This is a genomic window from Neobacillus sp. plas4, from assembly GCF_057221695.1.
The window spans coordinates 2,898,385-2,918,050 of sequence record NZ_CM170152.1; the positions used below are offsets into that span (position 1 = coordinate 2,898,385).

The window sequence follows — 19,666 nt, forward strand, 5'->3', positions numbered from 1 at the left end:
GCAAAGTTAGTAAACGCTTTAGTGGTCAGTTCGTTAACCTTGTGATATTTAATACCGCCATATGCTTGAAGTAGGTAAATGTGCAAGAGGTAAGAGTATCATCCGTACTACTTAATACGAGTAAGCCATGTTGAGGTTCTAAGGGGTTAAAAGGTGCTAATACAACCTTAGCCCCAATCTTACCTGTTCCAAAACGAAAAGAAGAATGTATATAATAGGAATAAGAAAGAAATTATTGTGTAAGAGGTGAGAAACATTTCAGGGATTAAATTCTATTCTGAGCATGATATGGCATGTGGTTGGGAACTAGAAAAAATAATAGAAAAAGTTAATAACAAGGCAATTGATTCTGAATGGGGTATCACTGATTTATTAGAATTTCATAATGTTTTAAAATACATAAACATTAAAAGGTTTAGTAACCATATTGTACAAGAGACAAGTATTGATATGAACACTTATGAGAAGAAAATAAAGAAAAAAATCGGCATTTTTATAGGCTGTTACAAGGATGTCTTTATCAATCTATATGATGAAATTGACTTTGATTACACAGATGATTTCTTTGAAGTTCTTGAAGATTACAAGATATATAAAAGAATTGAAATAGATAATTTTAGACGATTTCTTGAAAAGGAAAATGTACACATTTATTCAGTACTCGAGTTTAAGAGACTGACTGAGTATTTTAATGAAGCTGTTAAAGGCGTGTTATTATCTGACTCTAGGAATGCAGAAACAATTCTGTCAAAATATTCAAAAGAGAATGATGTATATTTGCCACCATCTTTAAATGAAACAGATATATTAAGTTTGATTGATGAATATATAGACTCACCACTAGTTCATATAAATGTATTGAGAAAAATCATTAATTTTCCACCAAACAAGGGGTTAAGAATACCTGATAAAATCAAGTTGCATGCCAAGAGGAAAGCAGAAAAAGAGGCAGAAAATATCTTTAATCACGAAACAGGTATTGAATCGGGAGTAATGATTTCTTATCCGAAAGACCAAGATGAAGCCATATTAGTTACTATGGATGGTAGAACTGCAGACATCAAGGTAAGTCGAAAGTGGCTAGAAGAAAACATTGATTACCCTACACTTTGGAATAATTTTATTTATCTATTTGGATTTGTTGATGGAAATATGAGATTAGAATTCGATTCAAAAAAAAGTGAAAGCTCTGCTCTAGAGTCAGCAATTAGACAACAAGCGGAACACTTATATTACCAATCATCCTCTTTTTACTTCAAAGAAATGTTGTCAAATGCTGAGATACATAGTTATGTTAATGTTTTAAATATTCTTGGTGTAAGATTGGAAGAAATGATTGAATGGTTTTTTGATGTTTATGTGAAAGAAGAATTTCAAATTAAAGATTTTATAGTTAAAATGCCTTCGAGTGAAGCATCATTTTTCGAAAAGTGTAGAACTATTCTCCCAGAGATAGATAGAGTTTTTAAACAGTATAATACGCTGATTGAAGACGGGATTATAGACCAAGATTTAATTCAAATGTCATCTTCAAGTTTTAAAATTAAAGATATTAAGTCGTTTAATAAAAAGAAGTATGTTTACTCTTCTAGTGACTGGTATAAAACAGCTTCATTCTTATTGTTTTCTGACCAGAGTAGCATATTCTATTTACCAAATAAAGATAAGAAATATAAGAATTTTTTCAAACTGATAATTTCTAATAAGTTAACTAGAAGTGATTTTCAAGAGTATCAATTGAAAAGAATGCAATGGTTATTTGATAATGACTTAATCTGTGAAAGTAACACGGGACACATACAGTTTGTAGACCAGAGAGTCATCTATGTTCTTAAGGAACTGTATTATAGTGAGGTAATGAGTTATTGGTATTATCCTAAGGATATACAAGTATTGCTAGAGGACTTAAGCACTGGCAATCTTGTTAATTTTGAAAACAGCCTGTTTTCAAGAAATGAACAAGATTATCTTGATTATTATCTTAATAAATCAAAATTTACCAATGGTCATGACATTCGAAATAAATACTTACATGGAACAAATACTAATGATGAGAAACAATACGAGATAGATTACTACTTGATTCTTAAACTGTTTGTCATAATAATCATTAAAATAAATGATGACTTATGTATTAAAGAGATGGAACAATAAATGAAATGGCAAAGACCTAACTCATGACGAGATAGGTCTTATTTTATTAATAGAGCATTCCTCAGTATCATTTTTTTTGGTATAACACGAATGAATAATAGCCAATCCTGCATAACCATTGATTATTTAATAACGTCTAATGACTTTATGAGCAGAATGGATACAACGGATAGCACGTAATTTTCATTTCTTTCGTTGAAATGTACTAGTGCATGACTATAATCCTTAAGTCTCTTAAATCTTCCATATGCACTGGGATATTTGTAATTTAAAAAGTTTGATGAATGTTAACCACTTTACTGTATTCTATCACTACTTAATACATTGTAATGTAGCTATATATTAGAAATGGTTAGTGCTTATTGAATATAAGTAATACATGATTATTTCAATGTTTTTGTATTTGTAGCGGTTAAGTTCTTAACAAGTGTAATGGTTATAGTTATCGCTGAGTTCATTCTTAGAAAGCATTAATAAGAGCTAAGCTACGGTGTATTAAATAGAAGAAAAATTGAAAATATTATTATTAGCCCAATTGACAATCGACATGGTGTAGCAGTTGTATCTGGTAAGCTCAAGAACATGCATTTACTGAGACTATATCAGATTATTAATGGGGGAGATTGGGGTTGCTAAGTTCCTACTCATGAAATTGGTGCATTTACATTTACTTCTAGATTAAAATTAATGGAATTTGTTAAACATTTACCTGAAATGACTGCTCTTGAAATTCTAATGGTTATGAACCCTCATCCAAATCTTAAATAAGAAAAAAAGTAAGGGCTACGTATTGCTGCTCTTACTTTTTTATTGTGTTTGGGATCCGTAAATTAAATCATATTAAAGTGCTTAAAAGCTTGTTTAAGGTCGTCCTGTTTGTCTGGAGGACAAGGATGTACCCTAGCATTTTGTGACTGCCTATTAGGTGAAATTTGGGGGTTAAGACCGCTAAGTTCTTTCATATGGGCAATCTAACAGGTTTTAACTTAGTAGCCGTGCTTTTGTTTTATGTAGTCCTAAATCTGAACTTCGACAGAAAGTGTAATTGTCTCTTCAAGAGTTATAAAAAAAATTCGATTGCTGCTTGGTCTTTCACTCTAGACCTGTTGGATAACTGGTTAGCGCTTTATGATCTGTTATTGAATGCCTTCAAAAAAGAGCCCTCTTGGTAAAGGGCTCAGATTAAAAGTATAATTGTATTATTCCTCCGGTGGGATAATAGCTCCACCGCCTAAACCTGACATCCAAAACACATCTGAAACCTTCTCAGAAGCAACCGCTTGGTCTTCAGGTGTTGTACCGTTACCATAAAAGGCATTTAGGGCATCAATAAACCACTCTGCTTCTTCTAAGGCTTCACCACCATGGCTTTCTAAATTATAAATTCCTTCTTCTATCATAGAATTTTTATCTTCACTTGTTAATTGAACCCACTCAACTCCAGTAGCATTTGCAATACTAGCATAGTAAGGGTACGATGTCCCCACAGTATCCGCCGATTCTTCAACTCCGGAAGAAGGTTCAACATTTACCTCTTCATTCGATTCTTTGGTAGAAGCAACCTCTGGCTCAGTTGTTTCATCTATGGCTGGGTCATAAGCTATTTCCCCATCTATTTTTAATTTTAAAAGAGTATCTTTCACAGAGTTGTAATCTATCGAGTACTCATGTTCAGAGGTGTCAAATTCAAAGTTCATTATATTGCAGCTATAATCTTCACCACAATAGAGCTCTCCTTGATAGTCTTCTTTCACCTTTTCAATTTTCTCATTTGAAATAGTTAACATTCTTCTCATATATTCATATTGTTTTTTTTCGGTTAGATCATCAAAGGATTTATTTAGTGAGCCAATAAATTTATAATTAGCTCGATTTCCATCTCTATTTACTTGATAGGGTTGTGCCGTATACAAGTATTCAGATAATAAATCATCATTTTCAATGGCAGCAGCTACATCCTCTAACTTTGTTTCATCAACACCTGGAATGCTTGAACAGCCAACTAAAAGCGATATACTAAAGCCAAATACTATTAAAAAAATTTTCTTCATTATTTCATAACTTCCCTCGCTGTTTAATTTAAAATCAATATTATTATAAAATAATGTAATGTCTGAGTATAGGTTTTATAAATATTGGTAGAACAATACCTACCAGGGAAAAGGTTGGTTACAAGATTGTTTACTAGAATTTCCCATCATAGGTACGGAAATATACATAAAACAACTCTATAAAATATTATAAAAAAAATTATAAAAAAAATTATTATTTTATATATTATTATTATATATATATAGTTATATACGAGGAATGTATATATTTACTGATATTTTTATAAAACATAATCTCAGTCTGAAATTCAGAAGATTTTTGTGTACGAAATCGTACCTAATTTTACAATTGATTCATTTTATTAATGATTTCTGTTTTAGATGGGTTGGTGTAAAGCAGTGTTGTATGAATATTGCTGTGACCAGCTTGATTAGCCACCTCGTGAACGCTCATTCCTTTAGATATCGCATGACTACAAAAGAAATGCCTTAGATCATGAGGGGTAATATCCTTCCTCAATTGCTTCGAGTAGGTTGTAAATAGCTTGTTAATAACAGTACGGTTCAGTTTGGACCCACGGTTAGAAATAAATAAATAGTCACCGTCAAGTGCCTTCCGTTCTTTTAACCACTCTCTAAGGGCTGTAATGACCTTATCTGACATGAAAACTGTCCTAGCCTTATCACCCTTACCCCTAACTAATAACTCCCTAGATACCGCGTTAAAATCAGTCATTTTAATGTCGAGTGCTTCACTAATCCGCAGTCCTGCATAGGCAAAGAGGGTAATAATACAGTGATCCCTTTTGGTTTTCCCTTGGTCAAGTAATAATTGCCTGAATTTCTCGACATCCTTTACATCAATTTTTGCAAGTGAAGCGTATTGTTGTTGTATTTTCAGATTGTCCCTCTTACTAACAACCATTTCCTTTTGGGTACCATTTTCAATTAAAAATTCATTGAACTTAATCAAACCGCTAATTTTGGCGTTAATCGTTTTGGGGCTAGATTTCTTGATAGTTCTCAGATACGATATGTAATCTTTTACGTTCTCTCTATGTAACTGTTTGAAATCTGTTCCCTTAGATTCCTCAAACCAATTAAAAAAGCCTCTAACATGCTGCGCATAGCTGCTTATCGTATTCTCGCTCAATTCATGATTGTGCAGATACTTATCAAATTTTTTGATCATTTTATTCCTCCTGTAAATTATGTTGCATTTTATTTTCTTGAATTCTAGTAAATTATGTTGCGTTTTACAAATAAATAGTAGACTAGAATGATAGTTTTTGCAACATAATTTATATTATGTTGTATTATCGGAAAGTACATAAATAAATCTATAAAATATATTAATTTCAATTAATATAAATGGTAAAATATAACTACTTAAACAAAGGAGAAAATACAAATGGGATTCTGGGATAAAGTTGGCAAGATTATTGAAATTGCAATTGATAAAGCACCAGAAGTTATGGAAACCTTGCAGCAAGAAGGAGCAAGGAAACAAGCTTCTATCCAAAAAGATAGAATGGGACAATTAAAAAATTATGAAAGAAAAATAGCAGAAGCAGCAAATTCAACTAGGATGAAAGACCCTGAATTTTCAAGGAAGGTTCAGGAGGAAAAGGCTAAAATTGAGAGAGCGAAGGTTAAAATATATACAGGAAACACTGAGTCTAATACTGTTAAGTCTAATTCCAATGGTGAGATCACCTTTAAGGGGCAAACTGTTTCACAATGGAATAGTAGATGGGTGAATTTGGGGATATTAAGTTCACTTACTTTAGAAGATCTACGCCAATATAACAAACACATAGGCTTATATAAAGCTGAATTGAATGGAGTAGTAGCATACGTTGGTAAAGCAATTGAGTACAACAATGGTGGATTTAGAAAACGACTGAGGGACTATGTAAGAAAAAGTGACAGCGCACGGACTCATGGTTCTGGAAAGAAGATGAATGAAAATGCAGGTCGTGTGCGTCTATCAATGCTAATAGTGGGGGATTCTGCAGAAGATGTAGAAACGGTTATAGCGCTAGAAACTGCTATGATTATGAAACTAAAACCCACCTGGAACGTCCAATATAACAGAGGTAGATAACTATCATTCTCCCCATTTCCTTCTCGGGAATTTTTAATTCTAAAAGTCGAATGATAATAATGTATTTTTATATAGCACAATGTATTATGTATTGAATCTATTAAACACGCAAAATAGTACCCGGGGGGTAGCCCCCTTAACGGGTACTTTTTATTAGCCTCCCGGTCAGTCTGTCTAATTAGTAAAATCCTTTCTTAAGTCGCTGATAAAATTTTTCCAGATTATCAGGCTGTAGTGATTAAATGGTTAGTTAATATAAGTAAGTTACTACATTTAACTAAATGTTTTGGTAGGTGGATGGATGGATAAACAGACTTTTTGTTGAAAATGATGGTAGAAGGATTTACCCGCTCAATTTATTGTTAAAAGAGTATCATTGCTGTATTATTTAGTGGGGGAATTTTCCATTTGAAATTAAAATTAGGACATCTTGAATGGGCAATTTCATTATTGATGAGGAGGAGCACGTTATGCTACGCGATTATAGAGTAAAAAGTTTTAATATGACAAATTATAGATCACTTGTTGGTATGCTTAATCCACCAACACCCGAAGAATTGAATTCAAGATTCTTAATAAATGAGGATGACTTAATATACAAAAGGATTAATTTATTTATTGGACCTAACAATAATGGAAAATCAAATATAATAAAATATTTTAGGGCGATTAAGGATGGAGAAATAAATACAGAAAATGATACATTCTTACGGTTACAAGAGTATTTTGACGGAATAAGGGACATTGTCATACTAGAAAGTAATAGAAGCATTTCGGTGCAGTTTAGCCAAGGAAAACTTGATGAATTAGTTGTAGTTGATAACTTACCACCTGATGAAGACTATAAAAAATACTTTTTGGAGTCGCTTTTTTTTATTGGGAATGAGAGAGATGAGATTAATTTATTTGATATTTGGCCGAACCTTAAAGAAATGAAAGAAGATTATTGTTCTAAAATGAATACTTGGCTTAAAGACATATTAGACGAGGAAGTGGTTGTAGATCTAGAAGGCTGTGAATTTACTATTACATTTAAAATTAAACATAATGGTTCAACCATAGACTTTCCTTTGAAAGAACTAGGCACAGGGGTTCTACAAGCTGTTAAGATTCTTACATATCTCTATTATAATACTAAATTAACAAATAAATTTGGATTACCAGGCGCGAATTTTTTCATTGAGGAACCAGAAACAAACCTACATAATAAGGCAGTAGTCTCTTTAGTTAATATTTTGAATACTGATCAGTTATTACAACATAATCGATATTTTATTACTTCCCATTCTAGTGCATTTATGGACCAACTGGATGAAGAAAGTACAATTACAAGAATTACTTTGGACCCTGAGGATAGAAGGACGACAGTCAATCGTTGTTTCAAAAAAGAAGATATTTTCTCTACTTTAGATTCAATTGGAGTAAAAGCGTCTCAAATTTTACAAAGTAATGTTGTTATCTGGGTAGAGGGACCTAGTGATAGAATATATCTAAATCGGTGGATATCAATTCTTTCACCTGAGCTTCTAGAAGGAAAACATTTTTCCTATATTATGTACGGTGGTTCGTTGTTAGATCATTATAGTGTGTTTGTTGATGATATGGAAATGGTTAATATAAAATTTTTAGATCTCATACAAACTAGTCGATATGCATATTTGGTAGCTGATCGAGATAGAGATGGAGAACATGAGAGTTTTAAAAACAGATTAAAGCAAATTACTGACTATATTGATTCTCTTTCTAAAGAGAAAAAGAAGTATGTTGGATATCATATAACTAGTGGTAGAGAGATAGAAAATTATATTAACCAAGATATTTTTATAAAATCCTTGTGTAGTGAAGCATTTAAGCGGGCGTCCGTATCCTATAAAGATGAAAATGAAAAAAAGGTAAATATAGATTTGGGTTTGCCTGATTCAAAAAATTTACCTAAAGATTTTTCGTTTACAAAAAACGATTCTTTTGATACAAAGTTCACACTTCTTTATTTAACTGAAGAACAAATTAGAAAACATGGTCTTGATCCCCAAGTAAATAAGGAAAGATATGAGGATATCACAAGGAAACTAACTCAAAAGTTCAAGAAGGTTACTGTTGCAGAGCATGTAGTAAATAACTATGAAGTGATAGATTCAGAATCTGACTTATATAAATTCATTAAAGAACTTACCGATTTTATAAAAAACTCTCAATAGAATTCCAAAACATTAATTTACATGTTTAATAGGACTGAATTAAGCTTATCGAAAAGTTATGATAAGCTTATTTTATTACTCCAATATTACATATTAGAGCAGCTCGGCAATTTTTTATCTAACTTAACGGATTTGTATACATGATTTCTTACAATTCTATTTTACCTCTGTGCTAGTTTTGTATGATTAGTAATTTCATTCAGTTTTGTGTTGGAATTTTTTTTATGTATTGCAAGAAATTTTCTTGTATATATTATTTGAGTAATTTAAGCCTGACCTAGCTTATAGTTCATACAACTTGGTACATAGAACTTTATTATTTCTAAAAAATGTCCAGCCTGACTTTTGTTAATTCTTAATCTATATTGTTCGTTTTGAGAGTGCTTGCTCTTCTGCGGCTCTATAATCACATTAATATCCCATCTTTCTTTAAACCAACTCTGCATGATAATATGCTCATTATAATCAAAACAATTGGTACTTATGGTGACCGTACCGTATCGTCTATTCAATGAGCCATCATCCAGATACCAAACAGCTAAAGCCAATGCGTCCACTTTAGCTAACCAATCTGCTGTTACTGTCTTAATGCCCTCGGGGTAAAAACTTTTCCTTAAATCTGAAAAGAAGGGATGTGAGATTGTATTATATGAATAAACAGGAGCATGATTGTACTCCCACCTCGGCTCAGCTTTCTTAGGACTTGATAAGATAATGAGGTTATGTAATTTTTCTCTTTTCCATTCTAAATATTCAATCTGCTTTTTACCGTGAGCAATAACTAAAGCAAAACTATCTTTATATGTATTTCTTAGCGAACCATCACCCAACAGTGTTCCATAAACTATTGATTTCTGTACAGATGAGAGATCATTCCTTCTAATATCCTCATATGGTTTGTTATCAACCGGAATCCCATATTCTCTGCAATATTTGTAGATTAAACTCCATCCATTTTCTGCATACCCCAACTTAGTTGCTACCTCATAAGCATTCAATCTATCCTGAAGTATCATTTTTTCTAATTGTTCTTTTGTTGGTTTTAATAATTTTCTTCTCTTAGGTAAATCCCATTTTACAGCTAACTTTCTTAGGAATTTGCTATCTGAATAATTATATTTTTTTGCTATTTCAACCCAAGTCAAGTCTGATAAAACATCTTGCAGCAACTGTTCCTTGCTAGGTTTTTTCATACTTCCACCTCACTATAGGTGAAATTATACCAAAAATAATACTTATAAGTACTATTTCGTTAAAAATTTATAATTTGATAGTCTGTTTCGTGGTCTTTGCCTTTTCTAATCTGATAGAGAGGTGATACCATTGTCAGATTTTTTAAAATTAGTTGGTGAAAATGTTCGGTTTTATAGAAAACAAAAAGGCTACACTCAGGAAGAGTTAGCTGAAAGGGTCGGACTTCAAAACACATATATTGGCGGCGTTGAGCGAGGGGAACGAAATATTTCTTTAAAAACCCTAGAAAGATTAGCCAAAGCCTTAGAGGTTAATCCCATGGTATTGTTTGATTTTAAACATATAGATACAGAAGACAACGATTCATTATCAAAGGGGAATTTGTTAGAAATACACATAAATTTGCTACAATCCAGGACAGAGGAAGAAATAACGTTTATTCATAAAAATGTTAAAGATTTACTGAAACTACTAGACACGAAAAAGTAATTACTAAAATAGTTAATGTTTTTAGAGACAAAGCGCCACCAATAATGTGACGCTTTTAATTGTTTAATATTCCACTCCATAAAACAGTTTTAGTTTCCTTAATAAGGAGCAGCAAGATAAATGTGTAAATTTATTAAAATTATTTCAAAATAAAAAGGATATAGGTATTAGGATATAGAAGTAACTTAGATACTATATTTTGTGAAATTGTGAGGAAACTCTGATATGAAAGAACAAAAACATATTTTTAATCGGAAATTATTAGAAAGGAAACTTTCTCATTTTACTTCTAATCAAATTCCTGATTTAGATAATAAGCTACAAGTAATTAAGAATTGGAAGTATAGTCTTGAACACAGTAATCTTGAAAAGACAAAAGAGGAGGCAGTCCAAGGGGATTTTTTGACAGCATTTTTTACTGACATCTTAGGATATAAAAAACGCTATGGAAATTCGTTATGGAATATTAATCAAGAACAGAAGTCAAAAGTTGATGGTTCTAAATCGGACGGAGCTTTAGGTTTCTTTACTAAAGACATAAATGATATTAGAGTAGTGATTGAATTAAAGGACGCAAAAACAAATTTAGATAAGAAACAACAAAGTCGAGATTCAAAAGTCACTCCGGTAGAACAAGCTTTTTCTTATGCCTCAAAGTCAGGAAAAAAATGCAATTGGGTAATTGTCTCAAATTTCAAAGAAATAAGGCTTTATCATAGTAGTGACCAAAGCGAATGTGAAATTTTTGATATATTATCACTAACCGAAGATGAGGAATTTAAAAGGTTCTATTACCTATTAAATAGTGAAAATCTCATAAAACGAGATGAAGAATCACTAATCGAACGCTTATATAAAGATAACGAAAATGAACAAGAGGAAATAACTAATCTTTTTTATAAAGACTTTAAACAAACACGATTAAAACTATTCGGGCATTTAAAAGAAAATAACCCTACTGTTGAGGAATTAATATTATTTGAAAAGACGCAAAAATTACTGGATAGGTTAATTTTTGTATGTTTCTGTGAAGATACCGAATTATTACCACCTAAGATCATTAGAAAGGTAATTGAAATTGCAAAATCTTCGTTTGACTTATCAGAAACAAAGATATGGGTTCAATTAAAGGGATTGTTCCATTCAATAGATCAAGGTAATCCACCTCTAAATATTAACCGTTTTAATGGTGGCCTGTTTAAAAAAGATGATGTATTAGATAATCTTATAATAAAAGATGAGATTTTTAATGCTGTTGAAGATATTTCAACGTATGACTTTGGTAGTGATTTAAACGTTAATATCTTAGGACATATCTTTGAGCAAAGCATTAATGATATTGAAGAAATAAAGGCTGAAATACGTGGAGAAGTGCCTAAGAAAAAAGGTAAGAGAAAGAAAGACGGAATTTATTATACTCCTGAATATGTTACTCGTTATATGGTCGAACAAACAATTGAAAGATGGTTAGAAGATAAGAGAAAAGAATTAGGTGAAGATAATCTAACGCCACTCCCTGAATTAAAGTTGCACATGACACGTCAAGAAAAGGCAGCAAGATCAAAAATAAAAAAATCGCATTTAAAGTTTTGGGAAATGTATCAAGACGCGCTAAGAAATGTAAAAATATTAGACCCTGCTTGTGGATCAGGAGCTTTCTTAAACCAGGCTTTTGATTATTTGTATCGAGAAGGACAAAGAGTAAACAAGATGTTGTCAGAATTAACCCTTGTAGGTCAAATTAGCATGCTTGATTTAGACAAGCATATTCTTAAACATAACTTGTTTGGAGTTGATTTAAACAGTGAATCTGTTGAGTTAACTAAACTATCCTTATGGATAAAAACAGCAAATAAGAATGACGCTTTAACTTCACTAGATGAAAATATCTTAGTTGGTAATTCATTGATTTCAGATCCTGAGATCGCGGGAAAGTATGCATTTGATTGGAATAAAGCATTTCCTTCAATTATGGGAAATGGTGGTTTCGATGTAATAATCGGTAATCCGCCTTATGGTGCAGAGCTAGATAAAATCCAGAAGGAATATATTACCGAACATTACCAAACTCAACAATATAATTTTGATACATATACTCTTTTTATGGAACTAATCTATAAATTGGTTAATGAAGGGGCGTATATTGGTCTAATTACTCCAAATACCTACTTGGTCAAAGAAAATGGGGATATTTTACGAAACTTTTTATATGAACGGTCAGAAATTAAAGAACTAGTTGAAATCTTTCATGTGTTCCCAGACGCAGTTGTTGAACCAATCATAACAATATTAAAAGTCACTTCACCTGCTAAACAATACTCTTTTGAAGCTATCCTTGTTCCAAAAAAATATAATAGGAAATTTGACTTCTTAACGCAAGCTAAAAGGTTAGCATTTACTAATAGGGATTTAGTAAAAAGGAAATTTCAAATTTTTCATTTCCGTGAAAATGAAATGGAGTGGAAATTGGTTGAAAAGATTTTTAAAGCAACTAAGCCACTTGATTATTTTGCTGACGTTACAACAGGAATTAAACCTTATCAAAAAGGAAAAGGTACACCAAAACAAACAAAAGAAATTGTCGATAACAAACCATTTACTTCCTTTGAAAAACAAGGTGACGATTGGGCCCCTCTTATTAGGGGTACTGAAGTAAATCGTTATTTATTGAAATGGAGTGGTGAATACATTAAATATGGTCCATGGTTAGCTGAACCAAGGAGTGAAGAAATCTTTTATAAACCTAAGTTGTTTATTCGACGTACTGATGATAGTTTAATGGCAGTTTACGATGATACAAACATGATTGGGGTTAATTCAATCCATTGTATTCAAATTAAACCTGAGAGAAAAGGGATTTCGGAGAAGTATCTACTTGCATTAATTAACTCTTCATTGTTAAATTGGGTATTCCGCCATGAAAATTTTCATATGGTTGGCAAACCATTAGCAGAAGTGAAAGTTATTTATGTTGAACGCTTGCCCATCTTAAAAGCAAAAGACCAAACACCGTATGTAACCAAGGTTGATGAAATCTTAAAAAAGAACAAAGCTTTTCATAATAAACTAGAAAAATTTGTTCAATATATTTCTTCTATGTATGAATTGAAAAAAATTTCAACAAAAATGTCTTCCTTTTATGAATTGAGCTTTGCAGAATTTATTCAGGAATTAGGAAAAGGAAAGACAAAATTAACAGAAACCCAAAAATTCGAACTAAAGGACCTGTTCGAAACTCAAAAATTTGAAGCTTTTCAGCTTAAGTATGATATTGATCGATTGGATAAAGAGTTAGATGAAATGGTATTTAACTTATATGGTATCAATCGGGAAGAAAAAGAAATAATTATGGATTCATTAAATAAATAGGTAGAGTAACTCATATGTCAACACGATATATGGGTTTCTTTTTTTCTCAGGATAGATGATTTATCTGATAAGGATATGCGATAATATTGCAATTCTTTAGTCGCTTATTATATAGATGTGATAATGTAAGATTAATGAAATATAAAAAAAAAAATAGAGAGTAATAGCTACTCTATTAGGACGAAAGATTTTTTAGCCGGAGGAAAATTGGCAGTAAGTTTTTTGGGGACAATATATTACACAAGTGGATTTTGAGGTTGTGGGATAATGTAAGATTAAAGCGTTCTTTCTTGTAAGGGAAAGTTAAGCAAAGTAAAAATAATTCTTGAAACTATTTCCATACATGGAAACTAAAGGAGTTTCTTTTATTTATAAAGTGATAAAGTCGTTATGTTTAATCAGTGATCTTATTATTTTTATGATAAACTATTAAAGGAATATTATTACAATAGATTGGAATTTTGTAGGAGAACCAGTTATATAAAACAAGGGTGGTTTACTTTGAGTTTAATAAATATAAAAATGTTCCCAGCCTCCTATGGTGATAGCTTCTTAATTACTTGCGGTGGCGAAGAGAAAACCCAAAATACAAATATCCTAATAGATATGGGATTCATGTCAACTTATAAAAATACTATTAAAAAGGAATTAATTAAGTTAAACGCGCAAGGGGAAAAAATATCACTTCTCGTGTTTACTCATATAGACGACGACCATATTCTCGGAGGTATTAAATTTTTTGAAGAAAACGGAAATTATGATTCTCCTAATCTAATAGAGATTCGAGAAGTTTGGCATAATAGTTACCGTCATCTTCAGTTTGATAAGAAAATGAACACAAGTAATAATGAATGTCAGAAAGATGAGGATAATCAGATACTCAATAACATAATAAGTAAGGGCTACGTTAGAGAAAGAGGGAAGAATGAATCAAATGATATTAGTTATTTGAGAGGCACTACTCTTGCCGGGTTACTTTTCAAGAATGGATACTCAAAGGTTTGGAATAAGAGTTTCTTCAATAAAGCTGTTGTGTTGGAAGAGGCTCAGCCTTTTAAATCAATAATCATAAACGAAGAAGTAACGATAACCTTAATATCACCTGATATTGAAAAATTAAAAAAGTTAGATCATGAGTGGAAAGAGAAATTAAAAGAGATGGGTTTTAGTCACAAAGTTGAAAGTAGCAATATAATGGATGACGCTTTTGAGATTTATAATTCGGGTATAACAGTTAAGAAGAAAAAGAAAAAAATTATTTCTGAAATATCCGGGGAATCAATTAATATTGAGGAACTAGCTAAAAAAAAGTACGATCCGGATACGTCTACAGTAAACGGAAGTTCAATTTGTTTCATATTAGAATTTAAAGGAAAGAAAATATTATTTTTAGGGGATTCTCATACAGACATTATAATACAGAATCTAAAAAAGCTGCTACAAACAATTGGGGATACTAAGTTATATTTTGACGCTGTTAAAATTTCTCACCATGGTAGCAAACATAATACATGCCAAGAGTTATTAGATTTAATTGAAACTGATAAATTTATCATTTCTACTAACGGTAAAGGAAGGGGTTTTACACACCCAGATATTGAAACATTAAGTAGAATAATAACTTCTAATCCGAGCATAAAAAAAGAGTTAATTTTTAACTTTAAACCAATTCACTTATTTAAACATATAGAAGATCAAGATTTAAAAAATCGTTATAACTATAAAATTAAATTTACCAATGATTCTTCTATGTCAATCTTAAATGAAGTAACAACAATTGAGTTATGATTAAAAGCTTTAAATTTAAGTAGAGATGAGTGATGTATGATGTCAGTATTAAATATGATAACTGCTAAGGTACACTGCTACAGAAAAGGAACTGCCTTCCTAATTAATAGTAAATATGCTTTTACCGCTAGACACGTCGTCCTTGATGAAAATAAACAAATTAGTGAAGAAGTTACTTTAGTGTTTTTATGTGAAACTAATTTTAATAATAATAGGGTTAAAGCACGAATCCTAGACTCTAGCATTAAATATGATATTGCTATATTAGAACTAGAAGAGCATTGCTCACATGTGCCGGAGTTTATAGAACTGTCAAACCAAAGTATAGAACTAACGGATAAATGGGAAACCACAGGCTTTCCAATGGAATGGGAAGACAATAATAATTTTTACCTTAAAGGTGATATCTTCCAAATAGCAAATAAAGAAAATATAACATACGATATTCATTTAACTAGTCCTTATATTAAAGATGAATGGGAATATGGATTAGATGGTTTATCTGGATCACCTTTAATAATTGACGGGAAAATAAAGGCTATTATCGTAACTGAAGAATACAGTGTTATTAAGAGCCCTATCAAAGCGGTTAGTATTAGTAAATGTTTTGAGTTTTTAAACAGAGATGAATTTTATATTGAATCAACATTTGGTTCAAAAAATAACCTAATTTATAATCGTTTAAGTATGCAAAAAAAGAAATGTGATGATTTATTTAAAAAAGTTGAATATAGTTCCAATGTCCAAGATGTTAATGTTAAGGTAAATGCCTATCATGTAAACTATGATGTTAACGGGAATTCCATGATAAATGAATTGTCCTCTTATTTGACAACAACAATCATAGATTACGCTTGTACATTGTATGATATTTACAGTAGTAAATATGGTGCTTCGACAATTAATATGTTACAAACGTTTAAAAAAACGAACAAGGTCATAGAAGAAATAAAAAGAAATAAAAAATTAGGTTCATTAATTCTTTGGATGATAGTAGAGGGTGTTATTGGAGCTCCGAAGGCTATAAAGAGGATTAGTGTAGACGAGAATACTGGTGATGACTTTTTTATAGAAGCCCACATTAGCTTAAGTAAAGATAATAATCTTGAAATTCATTTAGGTGAAGGGCGTCTAGTAAAAGATCTAGAGGCCGCAGTTAAGAATTCTTTAGTAATTCTTAAGGATTTAAAGAATGTAAAAGATGATATTTTTATTGCTGACCAATATTTTACTGAGCATATGGATGATAATATTTTGAAAAACCATTTGAAAATGTTTATCAACCCATTAGATAGAGATTGGGAAAAGGTAAACATAGTTTTAAATGTATTTAGTGGATATGATTCTAAAATATTAAAAATGATAGAAAAGCAGGGACACCCTAAAGAGATTATAGAGGGAATTTTTAAACAAAGATTTATTAAGGAATGCATAATGAATGAAGAACTCATTTGTGAAATAGTAAAGGAAGAAGCTGAAATTGCAGACATAAAAATTAATTGGTTTACAATACCGTTTAATTCAATTGAAGAGTTCGAAGAAATTATTATAAAAGAATTGGCAAAGGTGGTGTAAATCTAAATGAATTCAGTAGAAGTTAAAAGTTGGATAGATAGACAATTACTCTCCGACTTAATAAAAAAATTAAAGAAATCAATTCTACAAGATGAGCTATTTTCTATAAATGAAAACTTCATGTCCTTGGAAGAACTTAGGATATTAGCTGAAGCTGCAAATATTCTAGCTATTTCAGAGGATAATAGTGATAAAGTATTAGCACTAGAATTAGCTATTTACCTACCCCAATTAAATAGTAGTAAAGGGATATGTTTAAGTTCTTTTCTAGCATTAAGAAAATTAGGTAATTTTCCGGCGATTAAATTATTAGAAAAAGTAATCGAAATAGAAGAATATAAAAATCTTCTAGGGGGAATTTCTGCACTTGAAGAATATGTTTATGAAAGCCTAAATGAAAAAGAATTAGTAGATGAGAAATATGTACTAACCAATTTTCAGAAAAGGTTTGTTGATATTGCAATAAACGGCAATGGTGTAAGCTTATCTGCCCCTACTTCAGCAGGTAAATCTTTCGTTCTTTTAAAATATGTACTTCACTATTTATATAAGAAAGATATAAACACAACAGTTATATATATTGTTCCCACTAGGGCATTAATAAAACAAGTTATGAGTGATTTTGTAGATAATTTAAAACAGTTAAATATGAAAAATATATACATAGGTAGTTCATCCGAGATAGAAAACGTTTTAAATAGTACTTATAAATCAAAAATTTTAGTGTTAACACAAGAAAGGCTATTTCAACTTTGTGCGAAACCGGAAATAAAGAAATTAAACATTGAACTTGTCATCGTTGATGAAGCACATAGTATAGAGAGCGATGGAAGAGGGGTCCTATTAGAAAGATCTATTAACTTTGTTAAGGATTTATTTCCTAAAGTAAAAATCTTTTTTTCAAGTCCATTAGTTAGTAATCCAGAAAAGTTCTTGACTACATTTAATATCGAAAATGGTGTAAAAGAAAAAGACCAATTTCCTCTTGTGAGCCAAAATGTTATTACGGTTAAACAAGCAAAAAAGAGCCTAACAATAAGTTCAAATATTGAGAATGAAGAAATATTAATAAAAAAAATACCATTTAATATGCAAGGAAGTTCAATGGCTGGGATACTTGCTAATGTTGCAATTAGATTATGGAATTCAAACACTTCAATAATTTATTGTAATGAACCTGCAATCTCCGCTACTACTGCAAGAATACTATATAACAGTGGGGAGTTCCCAGTTATTAATGATGAAAGACTTGAGGAGTTTGCAGAATTTATTGAAGAGTATATTTCAAGTAATTACGAACTAGCAGAATTTATTAGAAGAGGTTTAGCGTTCCATTTTGGCTCTCTACCACCAATAATTAGGTCTGGTATAGAGGAGTTGTTTAAAGAAGGAGCAATAAAGATTGTATGTTGCACATCAACTTTACTAGAAGGACTTAACATGCCAGCGAAGAATATCTTCATGTTAAAACCTGAAAAGGGAAGAAATACTCCTATGGATAGTTTGAATTTTTGGAACCTAGCAGGTAGGGCCGGACGAATGGGAAATGATTTTTCAGGTAACATCATATGTATTAACCCAAATACTTGGAAAGTAAACCCTTTATCAAGTGAAAGGCAATTCGCAATAACACCTTCATCGGAGACACGCTTAAAAACAGAAGCAAATATATTTAAAGAATTTATAAGTGACCGGGCTAAACCCTCAGGGATTGATGATTACAATGAACAACTAGTATCCTTGGTGGTTAAAAACAGATTAGAAGGAAAGTATTTGACAGACACACCATATAAAAATTCTGAAAATGAACATTTATTCATTGAAATAGATAATACAGTAAAAGAAATAATTGACGATTTTCTTCCTCCTGTGGATCTCTTACGTAATATACAAGGGATAGTTCCGGATAGAATTAATGACTTTTGGAAATTCTTGATTGAAAACCAAGAAGATTACAAAAACTTTATTCCGTTAAAGCCTATTTATTGTTATGACAAAGGCTACAACAGGTTTAAAAAGATTCTGGAATATATAAATGAATTTTTTATGAATGAAGAAATTTGGTCTGAAAAGTATATTAAGAAACTAGCAGTTACCAGTTATCAATGGTTAACTGAGAAACCACTTTCTAGTATTATTTTTTATCAAAAAGGATCCCTTGCCTATAAGGAACAAAGATTAACAAGTTATGTTAAGGACCAAATTGATTTTTTAGATAGAAAAGTTAGATTTCTACTTGTCAAATATATCCAAATATATACACAAGTGTTAAAAGAGTTTTTAAAATTTATTGGTAAAGAAGAAGAAGCTGAAAAAATAATAAATCTGACTTCTTATTTGGAATTTGGTGCTTGCTCTGTTCCTGCATTAGAATTTATGGCATTGGGTCTACCAAGGGAGGCTGCAATTAGGTTATCTCAATTTTTTAATGATAAGCCTGTTGAAGACACTGGTGTTTACTTGGAGTGGCTTAGGAAATTAAACGTTGAAGCTTTAAATATCTCTAATTATCTAAGGAACCAAATTAAAAATGTACAAGACATATTGTAGTGGGAAACTTGCAGTTTTTTTTTCTCCCACGACTGGTATTCATCAGCTAATGTAGGACGTTGTTAACAAAAAAAAAACAAGATAAAAATAATTAAAAACTGCAAATCCTTTTTGAAAAAGGAACGGTTTGTAACTTGAGTCGGTAACTATAATAAAAAGAGGAAGGCAGTGTTTTTGAATTATAACTATCT

At 31.1% G+C, this 19,666-nt stretch carries 11 protein-coding genes; 8 read left to right on the forward strand and 3 right to left on the reverse strand.

Annotated features, from left to right (window positions below; genetic code table 11):
* The first annotated feature begins 246 nt into the window (after nt 1-246).
* A complete protein-coding gene (locus tag AC2TFD_RS14485) occupies nt 247-2,154 on the forward strand; it encodes a hypothetical protein (protein ID WP_484676127.1) in 1,908 nt (635 codons plus the stop codon).
* A gap of 1,199 nt (nt 2,155-3,353) precedes the next feature.
* On the opposite strand, the gene AC2TFD_RS14490 is transcribed toward AC2TFD_RS14485, so the two are convergent.
* Nucleotides 3,354-4,205 carry a hypothetical protein gene (locus tag AC2TFD_RS14490; RefSeq protein WP_484676128.1) on the reverse strand — a complete coding sequence of 284 codons (852 nt, stop codon included), beginning with the start codon at nt 4,203-4,205 and terminating at the stop codon, nt 3,354-3,356.
* A gap of 343 nt (nt 4,206-4,548) precedes the next feature.
* The gene (locus tag AC2TFD_RS14495; RefSeq protein WP_484676129.1) at nt 4,549-5,397 is read right to left on the reverse strand and encodes a tyrosine-type recombinase/integrase; all 849 of its coding nucleotides are present in this window, start codon (nt 5,395-5,397) and stop codon (nt 4,549-4,551) included.
* 219 nt (nt 5,398-5,616) lie between these two features.
* Here AC2TFD_RS14495 and AC2TFD_RS14500 point away from each other — a divergent pair, with 219 nt between their 5' ends.
* Both AC2TFD_RS14500 and AC2TFD_RS14505 read left to right on the forward strand, forming a co-directional pair.
* Nucleotides 5,617-6,312, forward strand: a complete 696-nt coding sequence (locus tag AC2TFD_RS14500) for a hypothetical protein (protein WP_484676130.1) — start codon at nt 5,617-5,619, stop codon at nt 6,310-6,312.
* A gap of 470 nt (nt 6,313-6,782) precedes the next feature.
* Entirely contained in the window at nt 6,783-8,510 is a 1,728-nt protein-coding gene (locus tag AC2TFD_RS14505; protein WP_484676131.1) for an ATP-dependent nuclease, read from the forward strand.
* A gap of 266 nt (nt 8,511-8,776) precedes the next feature.
* Here the strand turns inward: AC2TFD_RS14505 and AC2TFD_RS14510 are convergent, their stop codons facing one another.
* Complete coding sequence (locus AC2TFD_RS14510) at nt 8,777-9,703, reverse strand: hypothetical protein (RefSeq protein WP_484676132.1); 927 nt, start codon at nt 9,701-9,703, stop codon at nt 8,777-8,779.
* Between the two features lie 130 nt (nt 9,704-9,833).
* Between AC2TFD_RS14510 and AC2TFD_RS14515 the strand changes: the two genes are divergently transcribed.
* From AC2TFD_RS14515 to AC2TFD_RS14535, 5 genes are all read left to right on the forward strand, one after another.
* Nucleotides 9,834-10,193 carry a helix-turn-helix domain-containing protein gene (locus AC2TFD_RS14515; protein WP_484676133.1) on the forward strand — a complete coding sequence of 120 codons (360 nt, stop codon included), beginning with the start codon at nt 9,834-9,836 and terminating at the stop codon, nt 10,191-10,193.
* 225 nt (nt 10,194-10,418) lie between these two features.
* Nucleotides 10,419-13,562, forward strand: coding sequence for an Eco57I restriction-modification methylase domain-containing protein (locus AC2TFD_RS14520; protein ID WP_484676134.1), 3,144 nt, complete (start codon nt 10,419-10,421; stop codon nt 13,560-13,562).
* Nucleotides 13,563-14,063: 501 nt separating this feature from the next.
* Entirely contained in the window at nt 14,064-15,350 is a 1,287-nt protein-coding gene (locus tag AC2TFD_RS14525) for an MBL fold metallo-hydrolase (RefSeq protein WP_484676135.1), read from the forward strand.
* A gap of 39 nt (nt 15,351-15,389) precedes the next feature.
* Nucleotides 15,390-16,925 carry a trypsin-like serine protease gene (locus AC2TFD_RS14530; RefSeq protein WP_484676136.1) on the forward strand — a complete coding sequence of 512 codons (1,536 nt, stop codon included), beginning with the start codon at nt 15,390-15,392 and terminating at the stop codon, nt 16,923-16,925.
* A gap of 6 nt (nt 16,926-16,931) precedes the next feature.
* Nucleotides 16,932-19,475 carry a DEAD/DEAH box helicase gene (locus AC2TFD_RS14535; protein ID WP_484676137.1) on the forward strand — a complete coding sequence of 848 codons (2,544 nt, stop codon included), beginning with the start codon at nt 16,932-16,934 and terminating at the stop codon, nt 19,473-19,475.
* Nucleotides 19,476-19,666: the final 191 nt, after the last annotated feature.

Coding starts and splice junctions, on each gene's coding strand:
- AC2TFD_RS14500 (WP_484676130.1), top strand. CDS start 5,617: ATGGGATTCTGGGATAAAGTTGGCAAGATTATTGAAATTGCAATTGAT.
- AC2TFD_RS14490 (WP_484676128.1), bottom strand. CDS start 4,205: ATGAAGAAAATTTTTTTAATAGTATTTGGCTTTAGTATATCGCTTTTA.
- AC2TFD_RS14520 (WP_484676134.1), top strand. CDS start 10,419: ATGAAAGAACAAAAACATATTTTTAATCGGAAATTATTAGAAAGGAAA.
- AC2TFD_RS14510 (WP_484676132.1), bottom strand. CDS start 9,703: ATGAAAAAACCTAGCAAGGAACAGTTGCTGCAAGATGTTTTATCAGAC.
- AC2TFD_RS14530 (WP_484676136.1), top strand. CDS start 15,390: ATGTCAGTATTAAATATGATAACTGCTAAGGTACACTGCTACAGAAAA.
- AC2TFD_RS14495 (WP_484676129.1), bottom strand. CDS start 5,397: ATGATCAAAAAATTTGATAAGTATCTGCACAATCATGAATTGAGCGAG.
- AC2TFD_RS14505 (WP_484676131.1), top strand. CDS start 6,783: ATGCTACGCGATTATAGAGTAAAAAGTTTTAATATGACAAATTATAGA.
- AC2TFD_RS14535 (WP_484676137.1), top strand. CDS start 16,932: ATGAATTCAGTAGAAGTTAAAAGTTGGATAGATAGACAATTACTCTCC.